This window comes from Pseudomonas sp. GD03842 (assembly GCF_029841165.1).
Taxonomy (GTDB): Bacteria; Pseudomonadota; Gammaproteobacteria; order Pseudomonadales; family Pseudomonadaceae; genus Aquipseudomonas.
Map to the genome: position 1 here is coordinate 186,056 of NZ_JAOCEA010000011.1, position 17,788 is coordinate 203,843.

The window sequence follows — 17,788 nt, forward strand, 5'->3', positions numbered from 1 at the left end:
ATCATGGGCATCGATCTTCCGCTGATCTGGGCCGTGATAATTATCTTCGGCATCATGATGTACGTCGTCATGGACGGCTTCGACCTTGGGATTGGCATCCTTTTCCCGTTCATCAAGGGCAAGACCGACCGCGACGTGATGATGAACACTGTCGCACCGGTGTGGGATGGCAATGAGACCTGGCTGGTATTGGGCGGGGCAGGGCTGTTCGGCGCCTTTCCCCTCGCCTATTCGGTGGTGCTGGAAGCCTTGTACCTGCCGCTGATTTTCATGCTGTTCGGCTTGATCTTTCGTGGCGTGGCATTCGAGTTCCGTTTCAAGGCCACCGATGCCAAGCGCCACTTGTGGGACAAAGCCTTCATCGGCGGTTCATTGGTAGCGACGTTCTTTCAAGGCGTGGCGCTCGGTGCGTTCATCGACGGGATTCCCGTGGTCAACCGTGCCTACGCCGGGGGCGGCCTGGATTGGCTGACACCGTTCTCGCTGTTTTGCGGTCTGGCGCTGATCGTTGCGTACGCGTTGCTCGGCTGCACATGGCTGATCATGAAGACCGAAGGCGGCTTGCAGAAGGCGATGCACGATCTGGCCCGTCCGCTCGCCATTGCCACGCTGGTGGTCATGGGAATCGTCAGCCTGTGGACGCCACTGGCGCATCAGGACATTGCCGATCGCTGGTTCAGCGTGCCGAACCTGTTCTGGTTCATGCCCGTACCGGCCTTGGTGCTGGTGACGATGTACGGCTTGTTCAAGGCGGTAGAGCGCAATGCGCACTACACACCGTTCCTGCTGACGCTGGTGCTGATCTTCCTGGGATACAGCGGCCTGGGGATCAGTCTGTGGCCGAACATCATTCCGCCATCGGTGTCGATCTGGGATGCCGCTTCGCCTCCGCAGAGCCAAGGCTTCATGCTGGTGGGGACGCTGTTCATCATCCCGTTCATCCTGGGATACACCTTCTGGAGCTATTACGTATTCCGCGGCAAGGTCACCCACGAGCATGGCTACCACTAAGAGGGCAGGGCGATGACGGGCAAACACGTGGTGAGGGAAGACGATGGCTCGGCCAAAAAGCCGCTCTGGCAGCGCCTTGGCTGGCTGGTGGTCATCTGGTCGGGCAGCGTGCTGGCGCTGTTCGTGGTGGCCAGCCTGCTGAGGATGTTCATGACGGCAGCGGGGATGAAGACCCACTGAGAGTGACTGGAACCCGGCGAAGGCCGGGTTCTGCATGTTTGCCGTGGGTTTACTTACGGGCCTTGAGGATCACGAACTTCGGCGTCGCCGCCACTTGCTCCACGCCACGAAACAGCCTCGCCAGCTTGGCGTGATAGCCCAGATGGCGGTTGCCGACGATGTACAGCGCGCCGCCTGTCACCAGCGCCGAGCGCGCCTGCTGAAACATGCGCCATGCCAGGAAGTCCCCGACCACCTGCTGTTGATGGAACGGCGGATTGCACAGCACCACATCCAGCGAATCCGGTGCTTGCCCAGCCAGCCCGTCGGCAGCGTGAATCGCCGCCTCGCGACCACCCAATGCCAGTTGCCAGTTCTCCCGTGCGGATTGCACCGCCATGAAGGACTCGTCCACCAGGGTGTAGTGCGCCTGGGGGTTGGCCAGTGCGCTGGCGATGCCCAGCACCCCGTTGCCGCAACCCAGGTCTGCGACCCGGGCTGAGCCCAGGTGCATCGGCAAGTGCGGTAGAAACGCTCGGGTACCGATATCCAACCCGTCACGACAGAAGACGTTGGCGTGGTTGACCAACTCGATGTTCGGGTCATCCAGCCTGTAGCGGGTCGGGAACGGCGACGGCTGGAAGTCTTTCGGTTCAGGCGTGCAGAACAGCAGCCTGGCCTTCTTGACTGCCAGCGAGGCTTGAACGGGGCCGAGGTATTCTTCCATCAGTTCGCCTGCCGAGCGTGGCAGATGCTTGATCATGCCGGCTGCCACGACCTTCGCGCCCGGTGCCAACTGGCCCTGTAGCCGAATGAGTTGTTCCTCCAGCAGCGCCAGTGTCTTGGGTACGCGAATGAGCACCCAGTCGAAGGGGCCGGTCAGCGGTTCGCTGGCCGGGATGACAGGCACCGCGTTCCAGGCCTGGCCGTTGCGCGCGAGGTTCTTTTCCAGAGCCTGTGCCGCCAGGAACGAGTCGGTGCTGCTGAACACGGTGGCGTGGGGTGAGAGGCTTGCCGCCAGCGCGCCAAAGCTGTCGTTGAGAACCAGCACGCGTGTCTGCAGGGTCAGACCCTGTTCGGCGACATGCTGGAGCAAGTACTCGTCGGCGGCGTCGAACGCCTGCAGGGGGTCATCCGATTGCTCCGGTTGGCGAAGCAGATCGAGCTCGGCGAAAGGCGTGGTAAGCAGGGGCATGTGCGGGAAAAGTCCGTTCGTTGACGACGTGGTCGGGCGACCGATGGCGAACGAAGCACCACGGCAACCGGCTCACGAAACCAGCGATTTTACGTGTTTTTCGCGCTCGCGCATCTCCGTCTTCGTAGGGCCGCTCACGCTCGTGTCGGCAGCATCGGCGAGGGGCAGCATGCCATGCAGCGCTGCCTGCACCACCGCCGACATCTTGTTGGTCACGCCCATTTTTCGAATCGCGCTGCTGACGTGAAAATTAACCGTTCTGATCTTCACATCCAGAATCAGCGCCACCTCGGCCGCCGTTTTCCCTTCGGCGGACCATTTGAGGACTTCAATCTCCCGCAGTGTCAGACCGCTGTGGATCAATGGGCCGGCGGTGGCCATGCGCAGCAGATCCAATCTCATGTAATCCATTACATATCTCCAAGTTCATCGCTCGCTGAACGACTCCGTTGATTGAAGTCTAGGAAAGGAATACGCAGGCGGGCGCATCGCACCGGTTGACGGCTGACAGACGGAAAGACCAGTTCCGTGGAGAGCGGGCGAAAAAGTGCAGGAGTTTCAGTGGATTGGCAGCCGTCGGGAAATCCTTTTTTCCGTGTCGCAATAAGCGCAATTGCGAAATGCTCTAAAAAAGGCCGATTTCAACCATAGGACCGTCGATACCATTACAAACCTGCGGTGTTTATCGGCGGCCGATTGCGGGAAACTGTGCGTTACACCATCACGTGCGAGAGCCCTACACGCCCATGACCGCCAGCGCAGAGAAATTCACCCGCCAGACCCTGCTGGAGGTCACTTCGTTGACGCCCAGCCTTTTCACCCTGCGCACGACCCGCGATCCTGGGTTTCGCTTCACGGCGGGGCAGTTCGTGCGTCTGGGGGTCACCAAAGCCGACGGTAGCACTGTCTGGCGGGCCTATTCGGTGGTGTCGTCGCCGTTCGACGAGTTTCTCGAGTTCTTCTCCATCGTGGTGCCGGGCGGCGAGTTCACCAGTGAGCTCAGCCGTCTGCGCATTGGCGACACCTTGATGGTGGAAAAGCAGGCCACGGGGTTTCTGACGCTCGATCGGTTCACCGACGGGCGAGATCTGTGGATGCTGTCAACCGGCACCGGCGTCGCACCGTTTCTGTCGATCCTGCAGGATTTCGAAGTCTGGGAAAAATTCGAGCGCATCATTCTGGTGTACAGCGTGCGCGAGGCGAAGGAGTTGGCCTACCAGACGTTGATCAACGAGCTGACACAGCGCGAATATCTGGCCGAGCATGCCCACAAGTTTCAATTCATCGCGACCGTCACTCGCGAAGCGCACCCGGGAGCCCTGCGCGGGCGCATTACGACGTTGATCGAGGATGGTTCGCTGGAGAACGCCGCTGGCGTGGCGCTGTCCCCTGAGCATTCGCGGGTGATGATCTGTGGTAACCCGCAAATGATCGAGGACACCCGGGCGCTGCTCAAAACCCGGGACATGCGCTTGGCGCTGACCCGCAAGCCTGGCCAGGTGGCAGTGGAAAACTACTGGTAGTGACGCTGCGACAGCGAAGTGAGGCCGGCTCACCCATCCATGGGGACGATTTTCGCGACACGCTTTGGAAATGGTGAAATGGGAGCGAGTGAGACCGCTGGCTCGCCCCCTTGGCTTTGCAAGACGAGGCTCAGACCAACCGATCAGGATTCACTGGCAGCGGCGCGGCCGGCTTACTGTTCTGCTCCTTGAGCAAATCGCGGATTTCGGTCAGCAGGGTTTCCTGCGGCGAAGGCGCCGGTGGAACGGAGGGCGCTTTGGCTTCTTCGCGTTTCAGGCGGTTGATCGCTTTGACACCCATGAAAATGGCGAACGCCACGATCACGAAATCGACGACCGTTTGAATGAATTTTCCGTAGGCCAATACCACCGCCGGGGCATTGCCCTCTGCGGCTCTCAGGGTGATGGCCAGATCACTGAAGTCCACGCCGCCAATCAGCAGCCCCAAGGGCGGCATGATTACATCGCCGACGAACGACGAAACGATTTTGCCGAATGCCGCGCCAATGATGATCCCGACGGCCATGTCGACGACGTTTCCTTTAACGGCAAAGGCTTTGAATTCGCTCAGTACGCTCATGGTGTATTCCTTTGTTACAGATGAGGGTGGTGAATGCAGTGTAAGTCAGCTACGTGCATCCCGCGTAATCCATTCAATCGACCGGACTGGGGCGCGATAGTTTTATCGAATGACCAGCCCCACCGCCGCTGACCGCCGACTCGCGCCCGAATGTGGGCCTTGGGGTATCATGGGTCTTTTTTTCGGCGGGGGTTTCATGGCCAAGGCCAAACGCATGTATGGCTGCACCGAATGCGGCGCGACCTTTCCCAAGTGGGCCGGCCAGTGCGGTGAATGTGGCGCCTGGAACACGCTTACAGAAACCATGATCGAAAGCGGCGGCGCGTCGGCGCCGGCGGGCCGCGGCGGTTGGGCTGGGCAGCAAGCCCAGATCAAGACGCTGGCTGAGGTGAGCGTCGAGGAGATCCCGCGTTTTTCCACCCACTCCGCCGAGTTGGACCGCGTGCTTGGTGGCGGCCTGGTCGATGGGTCGGTGGTGCTGATAGGGGGCGACCCGGGCATCGGCAAGTCGACGATCCTGTTGCAGACCCTCTGTGCGATCGCCGAGCACATGCCTGCGCTCTACGTCACTGGCGAAGAGTCGCAACAACAAGTGGCCATGCGCGCCCGCCGCCTGAGCCTGCCCCAGCAAAAACTGCGGGTCATGACCGAAACCAGCATCGAGACCATCATCGCCACGGCCAGGGTCGAGCAGCCCAAGGTCATGGTGATCGACTCAATCCAGACCATCTTCACCGAACAACTGCAATCGGCTCCTGGTGGCGTAGCCCAGGTGCGAGAGAGTGCAGCGCTGTTGGTCCGTTACGCCAAGCAAAGCGGCACGGCCATTTTTCTGGTCGGCCATGTGACCAAGGAGGGCGCGCTGGCTGGGCCTCGCGTTCTCGAACACATGGTCGACACCGTTTTGTATTTCGAAGGGGAGTCCGATGGCCGCCTGCGTTTGTTGCGGGCGGTGAAGAACCGCTTTGGTGCAGTCAATGAACTGGGCGTGTTCGGCATGACCGACAAAGGCCTGAAAGAAGTCTCCAATCCCTCGGCGATTTTTCTGACCCGTGCGCAGGAAGCGGTTGCTGGCAGCGTGGTCATGGCGACGTGGGAGGGCACGCGGCCCATGCTGGTCGAGGTTCAGGCATTGGTCGATGACAGCCACCTCTCCAACCCGCGGCGCGTCACGCTTGGGCTGGATCAGAACCGGTTATCCATGTTACTCGCCGTCCTGCACCGCCATGGCGGAATTCCCACTCACGACCAAGACGTTTTCCTTAACGTGGTGGGTGGGGTCAAGGTGCTGGAAACGGCATCTGACTTGGCATTGATGGCGGCGGTCATGTCGAGCCTGCGCAATCGCGCCCTGCCGGGCGATTTGCTGGTGTTCGGCGAAGTGGGGTTGTCAGGGGAAGTGCGTCCGGTGCCCAGTGGTCAAGAACGTTTGAAAGAAGCGGCCAAACACGGTTTCAAACGCGCCATCGTGCCCAAGGGCAACGCCCCGAAGGAAGCGCCGCCGGGGCTTACGGTGGTGGCCGTGACCCGACTTGACCAAGCATTGGATGCGTTGTTTGAAGAATGAGACTGCCTGGGCGGTATGTCGTCGGCTCGTGCAGTCAGACAGAACCCCAGCATTCGCCGCTACCGATTCGGCGGTACGCCTCACACCTCGATCAATGCGGCCAGCTCGCGCTCCAGTTCCTCGGGATCGCCCAGGTTCCACTCCACCAGTCGGCGCAGGTGGGTCACGGACTCCAGCCCGATGTGCTCGCAGACAAACCCAAGGTGGTTGTGGTCGTCGTGGGTCAACCTGACTTCCATTTGCACGTCGATATCGACATTCAAGTGGATGTCGACGAGAAAAGGTTTGTCCGGGTCGCCCAGCCAAGGCGAGGGGCGTTCGATCAGCAAGCCTTTGAGTGACAGGTCAATCAGGTGAACCGGCCAGCTTTTACCGTCCTGGCTCAATTCGGTCCTGGCATCAAAGGAAATGCGTTTGAAACGGCGGCGGTCTTCGCGGGAATCTGTCATGACTCGACTTCTCCTGAGCCGTGTACGGCAACTGCTTTGACTATAGGTCAAATCCCGCGCGAGACCATGGTCGGGGGTGGCCTTTCGCTTCAGCAGCGCTAAACTCCATACGCTGCTCAATAACAAGTCCACTCAGCTGGAAATAAAAAATGAAAAACAATAATAGTCTGCTGCGCCATGTGCCCTGGCTGATTGTTGCGATTCTTGGGGCCTGCGCCCTGGGGGTAGTTGCATTGCGTCGGGGAGAAGCAATCAACGCACTCTGGATCGTGGTCGCCGCGGTTGCCATTTATCTGGTCGCTTATCGCTACTACAGCCTGTTCATCGCCAATCGTGTCATGCAACTCGACCCGACTCGGGCTACCCCGGCGGTGCTGAACAATGACGGTCTGGACTATGTGCCGACCAACAAACACATTCTCTTCGGCCACCATTTCGCAGCGATCGCTGGGGCAGGCCCGCTGGTCGGTCCGGTGCTGGCGGCGCAGATGGGCTATCTGCCCGGCACGCTCTGGTTGATCGCCGGGGTGGTGCTCGCTGGGGCCGTGCAGGACTTCATGATCCTGTTCCTTTCCACCCGTCGTAATGGCCGGTCGCTGGGCGACATGGTGCGCGAGGAAATGGGCCGCATTCCCGGCACCATTGCCCTGTTCGGCTGTTTCCTGATCATGATCATCATCCTCGCGGTGCTGGCGCTGATCGTGGTCAAGGCCCTGGCCGAAAGCCCATGGGGCATGTTCACGGTCATGGCGACGATCCCGATCGCGATGTTCATGGGCATTTACATGCGCTTCGTTCGCCCGGGCCGCATTGGTGAAATTTCCATCATCGGTGTGGTGCTGTTGCTCGTGTCCATCTGGATCGGCGGCCAGGTGGCAGCCAGTCCGGAATGGGCGCCGCTGTTTACCTTCACGGGCGTGCAGATCACCTGGATGCTGGTGGGCTATGGCTTCGTCGCGGCCATGTTGCCGGTCTGGCTGGTACTCGCCCCGCGGGATTACCTGTCGACCTTCCTCAAAATCGGCACCATCGTCGCGCTGGCCATCGGTATCCTGATCCTGGCGCCCGAACTGAAAATGCCAGCGCTGACCCAGTTCACTGACGGTTCCGGCCCTGTCTGGAAAGGCACCCTGTTTCCGTTCCTGTTCATCACCATCGCCTGCGGCGCCGTTTCGGGCTTCCATGCGCTGATCTCTTCGGGCACCACGCCCAAGCTGCTGGATAACGAAGTCAACGCCCGTTACATCGGTTACGGCGGCATGCTGATGGAATCCTTCGTGGCCATCATGGCCATGGTCGCCGCGTCGGTCATCGAACCTGGCGTGTACTTCGCCATGAACAGCCCCGCAGCGATCGTCGGCACCGATGTCAATGCAGTCGCGCAGATGGTCAGCAGTTGGGGCTTCGTCATCACGCCGGATCAACTGGTGGCGACTGCCAAAGACATCGGTGAAAACACCATCCTGGCGCGTGCCGGTGGTGCGCCGACCCTCGCTGTCGGCATCGCACAGATCCTTCATCAGGCATTCCCTGGCCAGAACACCATGGCGTTCTGGTACCACTTCGCGATCCTGTTTGAAGCCTTGTTCATCCTGACGGCGGTCGACGCCGGTACTCGCGCCGGTCGTTTCATGCTGCAAGACTTGCTGGGCAGCTTCGTGCCCGCGCTTAAACGGACCGAGTCCTGGGCTGCCAACGCCATCGGCACGGGTGGGTGCGTGGCGCTGTGGGGTTACCTGCTGTATCAAGGCGTGATCGATCCACTGGGCGGCATCAACACCCTCTGGCCGCTGTTCGGAATCTCCAACCAGATGCTGGCCGGGATCGCGTTGATGCTGGCGACGGTCGTGCTGATCAAGATGAAGCGTCAGCAGTACGCGTGGGTCACCATCCTGCCTGCTTCCTGGCTGTTGATCTGCACCGTGACCGCAGGCTTGATCAAACTGTTCGATCCAAGCCCCGCCGTTGGCTTCCTCGCCCTGGCCAAGAAATACAGCACGGCGGCCGAAGCGGGGCAGGTATTGGCTCCGGCCAAATCCATGGAGCAGATGCAGCACGTGATTTTCAACGCGTACACCAACGCGGCGCTGACCGTCCTGTTCTTGTTCGTGGTATTGAGCATCCTGTTCTACGCGATCAAGGTCGGTCGTGCCGCCTGGGTCAAGAAAGAACGCAGCGACAAGGAAGCGCCTTTCCAAGCGTTCCCGAAAACCCATTGAGTTCGCCCTGAAGCGAGGAGCTGTGTATGTTCAATGACCTGAGCCGTCTGGGTAAGTATCTGGGGCAGGCAGCGCGCCTGATGGTCGGCATGCCGGATTACGACACCTACGTCGAACATATGCAGACCAAGCACCCGGACAAGCCGGTGATGTCGTACGAGGCGTTCTTTCGGGAACGCCAGGATGCGCGTTACGGCGGCAAGGGCGGGCCTAAGTGTTGTTGATCGGCTGATGCGTTTTCGTTTGTAGGAGCGCGCTTGCCCGCGATTTGCGTAGTGTCAAACGACGAATGTCGGTGACGCATCGTAGGGCGCGGGCAAGCGCGTTCCTGCAGGTATTCATGTGTGCTGGAGATTTCTGTTTGCTCAATCCCATCCCCGTCACCGTCCTGAGTGGCTTTCTCGGCGCGGGCAAGACCACGTTGCTGCGTCACCTGCTCAAGGAGGAGCACGGCCTGAAAATCGCCGTGATCGAAAACGAATTCAGCGATGCCGGGATCGATACCCAGTTGTTGGGTGGCGAACCCGTGCAGGTCATGACGCTGTCCAACGGCTGCGTGTGCTGCACCATCCACACCGACCTGACCCGCGCGCTGTACCTGCTGCTGGAACGGCTGGACAGTGGTGAAATCGCCTTCGATCGGCTGGTGATCGAGTGCACCGGGCTGGCTGACCCTGCGCCAGTGGCCCAGACATTCTTCATCGACGAAGAGTTGCGCGAGCGTTACATCCTCGACGGGATCATCACCCTGGTGGATGCGGCTCACGCGCAAACCCACTTGGAGCAGACCATTGCCCAGGCCCAGATCGGTTTCGCTGACCGGCTGCTGGTGAGCAAGACCGATCTGGTGGATCGTTCTGCCTTCGACGCCCTGAGCGAGCGCCTGACCCGAATCAACCGCCGAGCACCGATCCGCCTGGTCGAGCACGGCCGCATTGACCTCGCCGAGTTGCTCGATGTCCGTGGCTTCAACTTGAATGCAGACGTGGGCGGTATGGTGCTGCGCCCAGCAGCCCCGGCAGGGCGTTCCATCGACCGCATCAGCAGCGTGGTCCTGCGCAGCGACAAGGCGCTTGATATCGACAAACTCAGCGAATTCATGAACGAGCTGCTGGAAGCCCATGGCAAGCAGTTGCTGCGTTATAAAGGCGTGCTGAACATTGCTGGCGAGGACCGCAAGTTGGTGTTTCAGGGCGTGCTGAAGTTATACGGCTTCGATTTCGATGTGGAGTGGGGGCCGGCCGAGAAGCGCGAGAGCGTCATCGTGTTCATCGCCGACGAATTGCCGGAGCAAAAGATCCGGGAAGGCTTTGCCGGCGTTTCAGCAGAGTAACTACTAACTGTAGGAGCGCGCTTGCCCGCGAAGACTTTCGTACATCCGATACGAAGGGCCGGGGACCAAAACGTCGCGCGGGCAAGCGCGCTCCTGCGGTGCGGAGTTTCCAGACAAAAAAGCCCGGCTCAAGAGCCGGGCTTTCTGACATCGATGAACCGCTATCAGGTGCCGTAAACCGGCAGCTTGGCGCAGATGGCCTTGACCTTCTCACGGACGGCGTCGATCACCGCTTCGTTGTTCAGGTCAGCCAGGATGTCGCAGATCCAGCCCGCCAGTTCCTTGCACTCTGCTTCCTTGAAGCCGCGAGTGGTCACAGCCGGGGTGCCGAAGCGCAGGCCGGAGGTGACGAACGGGGAGCGTGGGTCGTTTGGCACGGAGTTCTTGTTCACGGTGATGAAAGCGCGACCCAGCGCGGCGTCGGCGTCTTTACCGGAGATGTCCTGTTTGATCAGGGACAGCAGGAACAAGTGGTTTTCGGTGCCGCCCGAGACGACGTCGAAGCCACGCTCGATGAAGACGGCAGCCATGGCCTTGGCGTTCTTAACCACTTGTTGCTGGTAAGCCTTGAACTCAGGCTGCAGCGCTTCCTTGAAGCAGATCGCCTTGGCAGCGATGACGTGCTCCAGCGGGCCGCCTTGACCGCCAGGGAAGACGGCAGAGTTCAGTTTTTTCTCGATGTCGGCGTTGGCGCGCGCCAGGATCAAGCCGCCACGTGGACCACGCAGGGTCTTGTGAGTGGTGGTGGTGACGACGTCGGCGAACGGCACCGGGTTGGGGTAGACACCCGCAGCAACCAGGCCGGCAACGTGAGCCATGTCGACGAACAGGTAAGCGCCGACTTTGTCAGCGATGGCGCGGAAGCGGGCGAAATCCAGAACCTGCGAATACGCCGAGAAACCGGCCACGATCATCTTGGGCTTGTGCTCGACGGCCAGGCGCTCGACTTCGTCGTAGTCGATCAGGCCATTGCCATCGATACCATACTGCACCGCGTTGTACAGCTTGCCGGACGAGGAAACGCTGGCGCCGTGGGTCAGGTGGCCACCGTGGGCCAGGCTCATGCCCAGAATGGTGTCACCTGCGTTCAGCAGCGCCAGATAGACGGCGCTGTTGGCCTGGGAACCTGCGTGCGGCTGTACGTTGGCGTAATCGGCGCCGAACAGCTCCTTGGCGCGGTCGATGGCCAGTTGTTCGACGATGTCGACGTATTCGCAACCACCGTAGTAACGCTTGCCTGGGTAGCCTTCGGCGTACTTGTTGGTCAAGACCGAGCCCTGCGCTTCCATCACGGCCGGGCTGGTGTAGTTTTCCGAGGCGATCAGCTCGATGTGCTCTTCCTGGCGCTTGGCTTCTTGCTCCATAGCGGCAAACAGGTCGGAGTCGTACTTGGCGATAGTCAAATGACGGCTGAACATGGCGGTCCTCGGGGATCGGGCAGTTGAAAAGGGGGGCATTCTAACTCATCGGCTTTTAGATGGCATATGAAAGGCGGTCATGCCGCAGACGAGCTGTCTTCATCCAGCCTGACGCTCCTACAACGCAATGCGGTGAGTCAGCGGGTTTGGCGGCGCCCCTGCCGCATCAATCAGTTGAAAGGCGGTCATGCCGCAGACGAGCTGTCTTCATCCAGCCTGACCCGACACCTGTAGGAGCGCGCTTGCCCGCGATACGTTTTTGCACCCGGCACCCGTGTCGGTTGTACAAAAGTCTTCGCGGGCAAGCGCGCTCCTACGACGCAATGCGGTGAGTCAGCGGGTTTGGCGGCGCCCCTGCCGTATCAATCAATCATGAAGAGCGTGTCATTGCTGAACTGCGCTTCGAACCGTGTCGCGGGCATCGGGCGGCCGAACAGGTAGCCCTGCACTTCGTCGCATCCGTGTTCGCGCAGGAAGTCCAGTTGCTCGTGGGTTTCCACCCCTTCGGCGATCACGGCCAGGTTAAGGCTATGGGCCATTGCGATAATGGCTCGGGCGATCTGGGCATCCTGCTCGCCGGACGGCAGGCCGTCGACGAAGGTGCGGTCGATCTTCAAGACATCGATAGGGAATTGCTTGAGGTAGTTGAGCGACGAATAGCCGGTGCCGAAGTCGTCTACGGCAATGCTCAACCCCAGGCGTTTGAGGCCATCGAGGATCTGCATCGCTTCGCTGACCTCGCGCATCAGAATACTTTCGGTCAATTCCAGCTCCAGGCAGGCAGGGGGCAGGCCAGTCTCCTGGAGGATATTGGCAATGCGCGTACCCAACTGCCCATCGGAGAACTGCCGAGCGGAAATGTTGACCGACACTTTCGGCACCCGCACCTTGGCCTGATGCCATTCGCGCAACTGACGGCACGCTTCCTTGAGCACCCATTCGCCGACTTCCACCACCAGGCCCAGCTCTTCCAGGACGGGAATGAAATCCCCAGGGGGGACCAGCCCGCGGCGAGGATGACGCCAGCGCAACAGGGCCTCGGTGCCGGTCAGCCGCTTGCCGTCGCCGCTGAACTGCGGCTGGTAGAACAGGGTGAATTCTTTTTGCTCAAGTGCATGACGCAAATCGCTCTCCAGTTCCAGGCGCTCCAGGGCGCTGGCGTTCATGTCCGCCTGGTAGAACTGGAAGTTGTTCTTGCCGCGCTCTTTGGCGTGGTACATGGCGGTGTCGGCGTTCTTCATCAACTGACTCAGTTCATGGCCATCCTGAGGACTGAGTGCGATGCCAATGCTGGCAGTGACGAAGAATTCCCGACCTTCGAGTACGAACGGCTTCACCAGGCTGGCCAGGATCTGCTCGGCGACATGGATGGCACGGGTCAGCGCCGCTTGCTGCGTGGCGCCGGGTTGCAGGAGGAGGGTGAACTCATCGCCGCCCATGCGCGCCACGGTATCGTCTTCGGTGACGCACTCCAGCAGCCGCGAGGCCATTTCCTTGAGCATGCGGTCGCCGGCGGCGTGGCCCAGCGAGTCGTTGATCGGTTTGAAACGGTCCAGATCGAGAAACATCAGCACAACCCAAGCGTTCTGCCGCTCGGCGTGTTGCAGGGCGGTGTGCAGACGGTCCTGGAACAAGGTGCGGTTGGGCAGATGCGTCAAGGCGTCGTAATAGGCGAGGCGATGAATGCGCTGCTCGCTGGCTTTGCGTTCGCTGATGTCACTGAAGAAACACACGTAACTGGCCAGGTCGCCCTCATCGTCGAATACGGCAGTAATACCGACCCACGCTGGGTAATGCTCGCCGTCCCGGCGCTTCAACCACAGTTCGCCCTCCCAACTGCCGCGCTGATGCAGTTGCTTGAGGATGTAACCCATGTGGGCTTCCTGCTGGTTCTCGACCGTCAACATCATCGGCAACTGATCGAGGACTTGGGAAACCGCATAGCCGCTGACCCGGCTGAAGGCGTCGTTGGCCTGCACGATGTAGCCGGCGGGGTCTGTGATCAGAATGGCCGACGTCGAGTGCTCGAAGACCGTGGCCGCCATGCGCAGGTCTTTTTCTGCACGGCGTTGCTGACTGATGTCACGACCCACGCCCAGAATGCCCTCGAAGGCGCCCGAGTCGTCCCACACCAGCACCAGCCGTAGCTCGACGGGGATCTTGCGCCCATCCGCGCGCAGGCAGTCGAAGAGGAAGAGTTGAGTGGGCACCTCGCTGCGCAATTGCGCCAGCGTTTCGGGCTTGTTCAGCGCTTTGCCGACCCGATGCAGCAGGGTTTGCAGGTTTCCCAACTGGTGCGGGTTGGCGATGATCGAGTTCCAGCCGTTCTCCAGAATCCACTCGGCGCTGTAACCCAATACGGTGTTGACCGACGGGCTGACGTAGTTGGGGCGCAGCCGGGCATCGGTGGAAAAAATCACGTCGCTGATGCTTTCTGCCAGCATGCGGTAGCGCTGTTCGCTGTCACGCAGGGACTGGCTTGCCTCCACTTGTTCGGTTATGTCCTTGGCCACACCCACAATCCGGGTGATCCGGCCATCTTCATCGCGGGCCAACGCTTGCTCGCGGATGTCCAGACGCCGCCAGCGACCACCGCGATCACGAAACCGCAATTGTTGCTCGATCAGGTCGCTGCGGTTGTCTTCGCTGCGCATCAGGCGCAGGCGTTCGTACGCTTCGGCGTCATCCGGGTGCAGCAGGATCTCCCAGAAGTATTCGCCCATCTGCTCGACGTCTTGCTTGCTGTAGCCCAGCGAATGACCCAGATGATGGTTGCTGTAAAGCATGCGCCGCGTGGCGACGTCCTGAACGTACAAGTGGTCGGGTACCGTTTGTACCACTTCCGACCAGAAGCTCTCGCGCTCTTGTAATGCCAGTTCGGTCTGCTTGCGGTTGGTCACATCATTGATGTTGAGAATGACGGCATTGAAGTCTTCCGGTTGCTCGGGCAGACGTACCACCAGCCAGAGATGCTGATCATTGCCCTGAGCGTCGGGTAGCACGATTTCCAGCTCGAGTTGCGGCAGGCCATCGAGCACCGCGCCGATCAACTGCACGCCGATGCCCTGGCGAGCACGCGGGCAGCCCTCGATCAGCTGTTGCCAGACCTGCTCGGCGGATTCGGCCCGCAGCAGGCCGGCGGCCACCTGGTTCACCTCCGTGATGCGCAATTGATGCAGCAGCGGTTTGAGCTGGTCCGGGTGATTGAGCAAGCGCCGGTGCAGGTCTGCGCTGCTGTTCAGTTGCAGGTGCCTGAGGTAGGCCGTCAGGCCGGACAGGTCGAGCACACACAGCGCCACGCCGGTGCCTTCGAAAATGTCCTTGTAGCGCCGACGGCTTTCATGCAATTGCAACTGCCGACGGTGCAGGCTGCGCAATGCGAGCAAAGGCAGAATGGAGCACACCAGCGCGATCAGGCATTTGCCGATCAACGGGGCGATCAGCGCCTGGCGCACCTTCGTACTGTCGAACAGCCCGCGCAGTTGCCATTCACTGTTGGTCAGCGGTTCGAGCAACAGGGTCTGAATGTCGCCGCTGGCCGACGCTTCGTCATCGGCATTGCCCCGGTACACCACCTGCTGAGTCGTGCGGTTTTCCAACTGCCAGACGGCTTTATAGTCCTGATCGCTTTCCCGCGTCAGGGACTTCAGCGCCTGAGGGCTCAAGCGGATGGCCCAGTAGCGCTCGGCGTCGCTGCCGGACTGGCGGACGAAGAGATAGAACAGCGAACCGTCAGGCGCGTCGGCGTAATAGTAGGTACGCCCACCGATCCGCTCATGCTGTTGAGCCAAAAAGCCGGCATCCGGACTGCCGGACGCGCTGTCGGCCAACACCTGAGCGTTTTCGTCCAGCCACGCTACGCTGAGCAAGCCTGGCATCGCCTGGCGCAGGCGGTCGAGTGTGGAGGGGGTCAGGACCGAGCCCTGTACGCGGTTTTTTGCGTCATCCAGCACGTTGAGGGCCACTTGGGCATTGAGCGCCATGTTCAAACTCAACCGGTCGGCCAGTTGAATGCTGTAATCGACACTGCGCTGATGTTGCCGCTCCTGCGTCTGCTGGAACTGTTCGAACAGTTGCCATAACAGCAACACGAGCATCAGCAGCACCAGCACCGCCAGCGCGCCCTTGAGCGAGCCTCGGGAAGGCACAGACGTCGCGCTGTGAGTTGAGCGCAAAGGAGAAAGGGGGCCTGGTGTGGACAAACTGTGATCCTGACTGCTGGACTGAATCAGCGTGTGCGAAGCGCACTATAAGCTCGACGCCCAAAGGGCGGCTAGCATGCCTTGACTTGTGGCTAAGTGCCAGCCTTATTGGGCCGGACGGTTTGCCCTGTCGACTGCATTCGGGTAGTTTGGCGCCACGCGCGAGGTGCCCGTTTTCTGCAAGACGTGCGCATGGCTTGCAAACATTGCTCCAGCTTCATGACCGATGCTCGGAAGCTCCCGGCGTCGCGGTTTTACGGTTCAAGTCTCAATCCATTCAAGGCGCTGAATCGGCTGGCGGCAAGTTTCGACGATAAATAACAGCGATTTTTGCAGCGGGGCAGTAAGCTCGCGTCTTTGAACATTCACTGTCACATTCCAGGTTTTCATTCCATGGCCCAATACGTCTTCACCATGCATCGGCTGAGCAAAGTTGTTCCGCCGAAGCGGGAAATCCTGAAAAACATCTCCCTGTCGTTTTTCCCGGGCGCCAAGATCGGTGTTCTCGGCCTCAACGGCTCGGGCAAATCCACCTTGCTGAAAATCATGGCGGGCGTCGACACTGAGTTCGATGGTGAGGCGCGTCCGATGCCGGAGCTGAATGTCGGCTACCTGCCGCAAGAACCTCAGTTGGACCCGAGCAAAACCGTGCGCGAAGTGGTCGAGGAAGCGGTGAGCGTGATCAAGGACGCTCAGGCGCGTCTGGATGAAGTCTATGCCGCTTACGCCGAGCCGGATGCCGATTTCGACAAGCTGGCCGCCGAGCAGGCCAAGCTGGAGGCCATTCTTCAGGCGAGCGACGGTCACAACCTGGAGCGCCAACTGGAAGTCGCCGCCGATGCGTTGCGTCTGCCGCCATGGGACGCCAAGGTGGAACACCTGTCCGGTGGTGAAAAGCGCCGTGTCGCCCTGTGCCGCCTGTTGCTGTCGGCGCCTGACATGCTGCTGCTCGACGAGCCGACCAACCACCTGGATGCCGACTCCGTTGCCTGGCTCGAGCATTTCCTGCACGACTTCCCAGGTACCGTGGTCGCGATTACCCACGACCGTTATTTCCTCGACAACGTTGCGGGCTGGATCCTGGAACTCGACCGCGGCGCGGGTATTCCCTATGAGGGCAACTATTCGGGCTGGCTGGAAGCCAAGTCCGACCGTCTGGCCCAGGAGTCCAAGCAGCAATCGGCTCATGAGAAGGCCATGAAAGAGGAGCTGGAGTGGGTGCGCAAAGGCGCCAAGGCCCGCCAGTCCAAATCCAAGGCCCGTCTGCAACGCTTCGAAGAGATGCAGTCTCAGGAATTCCAGAAGCGCAGCGAAACCAACGAGATCTATATCCCGGCCGGTCCGCGCCTGGGCGACAAGGTCATCGAGTTCAAGAATGTCACCAAGGGTTATGGCGATCGCGTGTTGATCGACAACCTGTCGTTCTCGATGCCAAAAGGCGCCATCGTTGGCGTGATCGGCGGTAACGGTGCCGGTAAGTCGACCTTGTTCCGGATGCTGATGGGCAAGGAGCAACCGGATTCGGGCACGATCGAAATCGGTGAAACCGTTCAACTGGCCTGCGTCGACCAAAGCCGCGAAGACCTGGACGGCAGTAAGACCGTTTTCGCGCAGATTTCCGACGGCTCCGACCTGATCAAGATTGGCAACTACGAAATCCCCTCGCGCACCTACGTCGGACGCTTCAACTTCAAGGGCGGCGATCAGCAGAAGTTCGTCAAGGACCTGTCCGGCGGTGAGCGCGGACGCCTGCACCTGGCATTGACCTTGAAGGAGGGCGGAAACGTCCTGCTGCTCGACGAACCGTCTAACGACCTGGACGTTGAAACCCTTCGCTCTCTGGAAGAAGCGTTGCTGGACTTCCCCGGCGCAGCCATCGTGATTTCCCACGATCGCTGGTTCCTGGACCGCGTGGCAACTCACATCCTGGCCTATGAGGACGACTCGCAAGCCGTCTTCTTCGAAGGCAACTACACCGAGTATGAGGCCGATCGCAAGAAACGCCTGGGTGAAGCCGCGGCTCAGCCCCACCGCGTGCGTCACAAGAAGCTCGCCTGATACTGGATGGCGTCACAAGAACGGAGCCTTCGGGCTCCGTTTTTTATGGGCAGATGAGGGTTGACTCGAGTTCG

The 17,788-nt window shown here is 60.4% G+C and carries 13 protein-coding genes and 1 pseudogene; 8 read left to right on the forward strand and 6 right to left on the reverse strand.

Annotated features, from left to right (window positions below; genetic code table 11):
* Nucleotides 1–3: 3 nt before the first annotated feature.
* Together cydB and N5D61_RS17115 are read left to right on the forward strand one after the other, a co-directional pair.
* Nucleotides 4–1,011: a cytochrome d ubiquinol oxidase subunit II gene (cydB, locus tag N5D61_RS17110; RefSeq protein ID WP_108240301.1), complete on the forward strand. Its 1,008-nt coding sequence runs from the start codon at nucleotides 4–6 to the stop codon at nucleotides 1,009–1,011.
* A 12-nt stretch (nucleotides 1,012–1,023) separates the two neighbouring features.
* On the forward strand, nucleotides 1,024–1,191 hold the full coding sequence (locus N5D61_RS17115) for a DUF2474 domain-containing protein (RefSeq protein ID WP_108240300.1): 168 nt from the start codon (nucleotides 1,024–1,026) through the stop codon (nucleotides 1,189–1,191).
* A gap of 49 nt (nucleotides 1,192–1,240) precedes the next feature.
* Here N5D61_RS17115 and N5D61_RS17120 read toward each other — a convergent pair whose 3' ends face one another.
* Nucleotides 1,241–2,365, reverse strand: coding sequence for a class I SAM-dependent methyltransferase (locus N5D61_RS17120; RefSeq protein ID WP_279893631.1), 1,125 nt, complete (start codon nucleotides 2,363–2,365; stop codon nucleotides 1,241–1,243).
* 168 nt (nucleotides 2,366–2,533) lie between these two features.
* Nucleotides 2,534–2,746, reverse strand: a pseudogene (locus N5D61_RS17125) (helix-turn-helix transcriptional regulator); the annotation flags it as partial.
* Between the two features lie 365 nt (nucleotides 2,747–3,111).
* Here N5D61_RS17125 and N5D61_RS17130 point away from each other — a divergent pair.
* On the forward strand, nucleotides 3,112–3,888 hold the full coding sequence (locus N5D61_RS17130) for a ferredoxin--NADP reductase (protein WP_108240298.1): 777 nt from the start codon (nucleotides 3,112–3,114) through the stop codon (nucleotides 3,886–3,888).
* A gap of 130 nt (nucleotides 3,889–4,018) precedes the next feature.
* On the opposite strand, the gene mscL is transcribed toward N5D61_RS17130, so the two are convergent.
* Nucleotides 4,019–4,468: a large-conductance mechanosensitive channel protein MscL gene (gene mscL / locus N5D61_RS17135; RefSeq protein ID WP_108240297.1), complete on the reverse strand. Its 450-nt coding sequence runs from the start codon at nucleotides 4,466–4,468 to the stop codon at nucleotides 4,019–4,021.
* A gap of 196 nt (nucleotides 4,469–4,664) precedes the next feature.
* Here mscL and radA point away from each other — a divergent pair, with 196 nt between their 5' ends.
* Nucleotides 4,665–6,035: a DNA repair protein RadA gene (gene radA, locus N5D61_RS17140; RefSeq protein ID WP_108240312.1), complete on the forward strand. Its 1,371-nt coding sequence runs from the start codon at nucleotides 4,665–4,667 to the stop codon at nucleotides 6,033–6,035.
* Between the two features lie 80 nt (nucleotides 6,036–6,115).
* Here radA and N5D61_RS17145 read toward each other — a convergent pair whose 3' ends face one another.
* Nucleotides 6,116–6,484, reverse strand: a complete 369-nt coding sequence (locus tag N5D61_RS17145) for a PilZ domain-containing protein (protein ID WP_279893632.1) — start codon at nucleotides 6,482–6,484, stop codon at nucleotides 6,116–6,118.
* A gap of 149 nt (nucleotides 6,485–6,633) precedes the next feature.
* On the opposite strand from N5D61_RS17145, the gene N5D61_RS17150 reads away from it, so the two are divergent.
* The 3 genes from N5D61_RS17150 to yjiA all read left to right on the forward strand — a co-directional run bounded on the left by N5D61_RS17150 (nucleotide 6,634) and on the right by yjiA (nucleotide 10,036).
* Nucleotides 6,634–8,703: a carbon starvation CstA family protein gene (locus N5D61_RS17150; RefSeq protein ID WP_279893633.1), complete on the forward strand. Its 2,070-nt coding sequence runs from the start codon at nucleotides 6,634–6,636 to the stop codon at nucleotides 8,701–8,703.
* A gap of 26 nt (nucleotides 8,704–8,729) precedes the next feature.
* Nucleotides 8,730–8,927, forward strand: coding sequence for a YbdD/YjiX family protein (locus N5D61_RS17155; RefSeq protein WP_274135730.1), 198 nt, complete (start codon nucleotides 8,730–8,732; stop codon nucleotides 8,925–8,927).
* 116 nt (nucleotides 8,928–9,043) lie between these two features.
* On the forward strand, nucleotides 9,044–10,036 hold the full coding sequence (gene yjiA, locus N5D61_RS17160; protein WP_279893634.1) for a GTPase: 993 nt from the start codon (nucleotides 9,044–9,046) through the stop codon (nucleotides 10,034–10,036).
* 164 nt (nucleotides 10,037–10,200) lie between these two features.
* Here the strand turns inward: yjiA and glyA are convergent, their stop codons facing one another.
* The gene (gene glyA, locus N5D61_RS17165; protein ID WP_279893635.1) at nucleotides 10,201–11,454 is read right to left on the reverse strand and encodes a serine hydroxymethyltransferase; all 1,254 of its coding nucleotides are present in this window, start codon (nucleotides 11,452–11,454) and stop codon (nucleotides 10,201–10,203) included.
* Between the two features lie 362 nt (nucleotides 11,455–11,816).
* Entirely contained in the window at nucleotides 11,817–15,551 is a 3,735-nt protein-coding gene (locus tag N5D61_RS17170) for an EAL domain-containing protein (RefSeq protein WP_279893652.1), read from the reverse strand.
* Between the two features lie 498 nt (nucleotides 15,552–16,049).
* Here N5D61_RS17170 and ettA point away from each other — a divergent pair, with 498 nt between their 5' ends.
* Nucleotides 16,050–17,714 (forward strand): energy-dependent translational throttle protein EttA, encoded by a 1,665-nt coding sequence (gene ettA / locus N5D61_RS17175; protein WP_108240289.1) that lies wholly within the window; start codon nucleotides 16,050–16,052, stop codon nucleotides 17,712–17,714.
* Nucleotides 17,715–17,788: the final 74 nt, after the last annotated feature.